We start from the raw sequence: 3,002 nt of genomic DNA, 5'->3' as shown, positions 1-3,002 counted from the left end.
TACTTGTTCTTTGCTGTTTAAAGCATCGTAATCTGCTCGCGTGATGCTAGGCTTTGGGAAAGATCTCTAAACACTGACTTGTTATATCAACAATCCTACTTGACTGTATTTCACTGTCGTAAATACATTTCTCCAGTCGATACCCTTGATTTTCACAGTATGTATTGAGTATTTCAGAGTCAAATCCTATTGATACGCCTGCCCCTTGTGGACAATAACCTCTCCATTGACTCAACAAATCTGCATTTTCGCTAAAACTAGCAACGTAAACATCATGCTTTACCATATGTTCTAATGAGTCTCGCACCGCCCAACCAAATGCCTCAAGGTAATCGTCGTCCATAAATATGTTTCCGGAGACGGTTTTAGCAAATGAAAGTGCATGAATAAATTCACTTGAATCATTCAAATACTCACAATGGCTAGCCCATACCGACTTACCAGTAATAACACCAATCAAGCCTTGTAAACTTGTGTAATGATAAAGTGTACTCAACTAAAATTTTCTCCATAAAGATAACGCCAAATTAAGTAGTGAGCAACGCTGCCACCTAACTGAAGTATTCTGCCGTAAACACTAAAGCTGATTCAAACCAAAAGCGCCAAGCGTTGCGAATCTGCTTAAATTTATTGTTAGGAGTTTTCAATCTCTGCATCCCACATGTCAGTATCGCCATTAAACCTTTTGTACCAACTCCTTAGCGACACGTTGGCTACGCTATTACTTTGCGCGCCCCACATTAGTGCTTCTGATATTTCAGCAAGCTCTGTATGCCTTTCAGTCGCATATGGCAATAATTTTTCAATTAAAAACAGAAGCCTAACAATGTTTCTCTGTTCTTGAGCTTCAAGTTTCTCTTGGGTTAGCAAATGCAAAACTTGAGCAGTGAGAACAGGCAAAATTATATTTAAATTCTTCTTTCGCTTAAGCCAAATTCCTTCGACTAAACTAATGCCTATTGTTCTGGATTGAGCGCCTTGATTAAAATAATTGAGAGTCTTTTCTAGCAACTCGGCTTCATTTTTATCTTTAGCTTCCCTGAAGGTAAATACAAATTGAAGAATGGCTAAAAACCAACCAGCAATTGCGATTAAAATTGTCCAGTTCATATAAGTTACCTGAAACTCCCAACGCCCAATTAAGGGGTGAACAACGCTTCCACCCAACCTAAAACATTGTGCCATAAACACTAAATTTGAAGTAGAAGCAAAAATGCCGAGCGTTGTGAATCCCTCTTAAATTGCTTGTTATACCTGTTCTACAACTACTTTAAGTACTACATCAAGATTTTGCTGATACTGGTTAAAGTAATAACTTACAGACTTATCTTCTACAAATTTCAAACGCAAAATCGCCTGCTTGAAACGTTTAAAGAACAACTTATTTTCATTGTTTTGGAAAAGTTTTTGTAGACCTTGTTTGTATTCAGGGTGTCTATTTTCTAACTGGGTGATAATCGGGTGATTTTCATTCGAAGCAAAAATCGACAAAATTCTATTCTCAGTATCGTAAGTAATACCAGAGAGATCTAGTCCATTTATGTCAATATCATAGAAATTAAACCTTGTTTGATGAAAACAAAGATAAAATTCACCATTAGTGCCATTTACCTGTAGATGAACTTGATTTGCAAATTCACGTTTGAGTTGCTGGCAAAAAACATAGAAAACCGCACCGCATGATGCAGCTCTATCTTGAAAAACAATATCAGCACGCACCCCTCTTTTTAGAGCTGATTCCAATGCCATTTCCAGTTTTATGAGATTTGAAACGCTACCTCCCTTATTTTCAAAAATCACTAGCTTTATCTTTGATATACACGGTGATTTTAGAAAGCGAGTGGCCTCAATAATATCATTTGTGCCACCCTCATCATTAAATGACGTAAGGTAAACTTTTTGCAATATGTCATTTTTACTCCAAAAGGTATAACGCCCGCTTAAGTGGTGAGCAATGCTACCACAACACTCAATCATTACACCGTAAACACACAAGCCGAATCAAACCAAAACCGCCAAGCGTTGCGAATCCGTCTTAAAGCGCTTGTTAGCTTAAACGATTACGTAATGTTGTAACTTGTTCTTAGAGTTCTGATAATTATCTAATTTACCAAGAGTCAGTGTCGTGTACTCACCGTTTTTAATTTTGTCGACTAAATCCGTTTCTAGAGATACCAAAGACTCTTTAACTCGACGAATGTCACGACCAAGTATTGCTGCTATTGGTAACTCGTCACCCGAAGTAAATTGCTTTAGCTTACTTGTTAAAAGCTCATCAAACTTAGCAAAGTCATTTATTGTAACTTCCAGTTTACCCTCAACTTCTTCTTCAAGGATGTAAACGCTAGAAAGTAAATGTTCAACAATTTTCAAAGCGACTGAGAGTTGTTCTCGCTTTGGTTTTCTCACTTCATGAGCAGCATCGTTGCCCATAAAACGGATACCGTGTAGCCTGTCCGCATCTTTGCGAGATATAAATCCGCCTGTCGCTAATTTGGATATTCGTACTTCAAGGTTGCGCCCTGTAACATTTAGATCATTACATACAGCCTCCACTGTACCTCTCAACCCAAGTCCAGCAAGAATCAACGCATCTTCTTGTACTGCTAATAAAACTTCTTTATATATGCGCCCAACTAAGCTTGGTAAATAATATTCACCATCTAACGTTCTATGCCCCTTAATAAAATTTGGGTAAACCGTTATAGACGTAGGTACTTCCCATTCGTGCTCAGAGATTTGATATGCGTGCTCAATCTCTTCAAGTACTTCGCGAAATGACTTGGTGTCACAACCTAAACATTGGGTAATTTGATACGTATGATCATATGCATAATCTTCTCGGGAACTGTCTACCTTTTCAGCTAAAACGGCATGATTAGTTTCATGTCCACATAACCTACAGTGACTTTTTACTGTTTTTGTTGTCATTTATACTTCTCAAATTTTCAATAGTTAAGCTAACGCCACATCAAGGTGTGAGCGGCGCTTGGCTATACTTG

The 3,002-nt window shown here is 37.9% G+C and carries 4 protein-coding genes; all 4 read right to left on the bottom strand.

The window, feature by feature from the left end:
* Positions 1-46: 46 nt before the first annotated feature.
* The 4 genes from RH89_RS14200 to RH89_RS14185 all read right to left on the bottom strand — a co-directional run bounded on the left by RH89_RS14200 (position 47) and on the right by RH89_RS14185 (position 2,931).
* Entirely contained in the window at positions 47-496 is a 450-nt protein-coding gene (locus RH89_RS14200) for a DUF2971 domain-containing protein (RefSeq protein WP_038146068.1), read from the bottom strand.
* Positions 497-633: 137 nt separating this feature from the next.
* The gene (locus tag RH89_RS14195) at positions 634-1,110 is read right to left on the bottom strand and encodes a hypothetical protein (protein ID WP_004403103.1); all 477 of its coding nucleotides are present in this window, start codon (positions 1,108-1,110) and stop codon (positions 634-636) included.
* Between the two features lie 138 nt (positions 1,111-1,248).
* Positions 1,249-1,905 carry a hypothetical protein gene (locus RH89_RS14190; protein ID WP_004403095.1) on the bottom strand — a complete coding sequence of 219 codons (657 nt, stop codon included), beginning with the start codon at positions 1,903-1,905 and terminating at the stop codon, positions 1,249-1,251.
* Between the two features lie 147 nt (positions 1,906-2,052).
* Positions 2,053-2,931, bottom strand: coding sequence for a DUF4145 domain-containing protein (locus RH89_RS14185; protein WP_004403094.1), 879 nt, complete (start codon positions 2,929-2,931; stop codon positions 2,053-2,055).
* Between the last annotated feature and the right edge of the window lie 71 nt (positions 2,932-3,002).

It is taken from the genome of Vibrio nigripulchritudo ATCC 27043 (assembly GCF_000222685.1).
Classification (GTDB): Bacteria; Pseudomonadota; Gammaproteobacteria; order Enterobacterales; family Vibrionaceae; genus Vibrio; species Vibrio nigripulchritudo.
Note: the sequence above shows the minus strand (reverse complement) of the source record. Positions and strands in the feature narration are given on the sequence as shown.

Excerpts from the sequence above, each read along its gene's own strand:
- RH89_RS14195 (WP_004403103.1), bottom strand. The coding sequence starts at position 1,110 with ATGAACTGGACAATTTTAATCGCAATTGCTGGTTGGTTTTTAGCCATT.
- RH89_RS14185 (WP_004403094.1), bottom strand. The coding sequence starts at position 2,931 with ATGACAACAAAAACAGTAAAAAGTCACTGTAGGTTATGTGGACATGAA.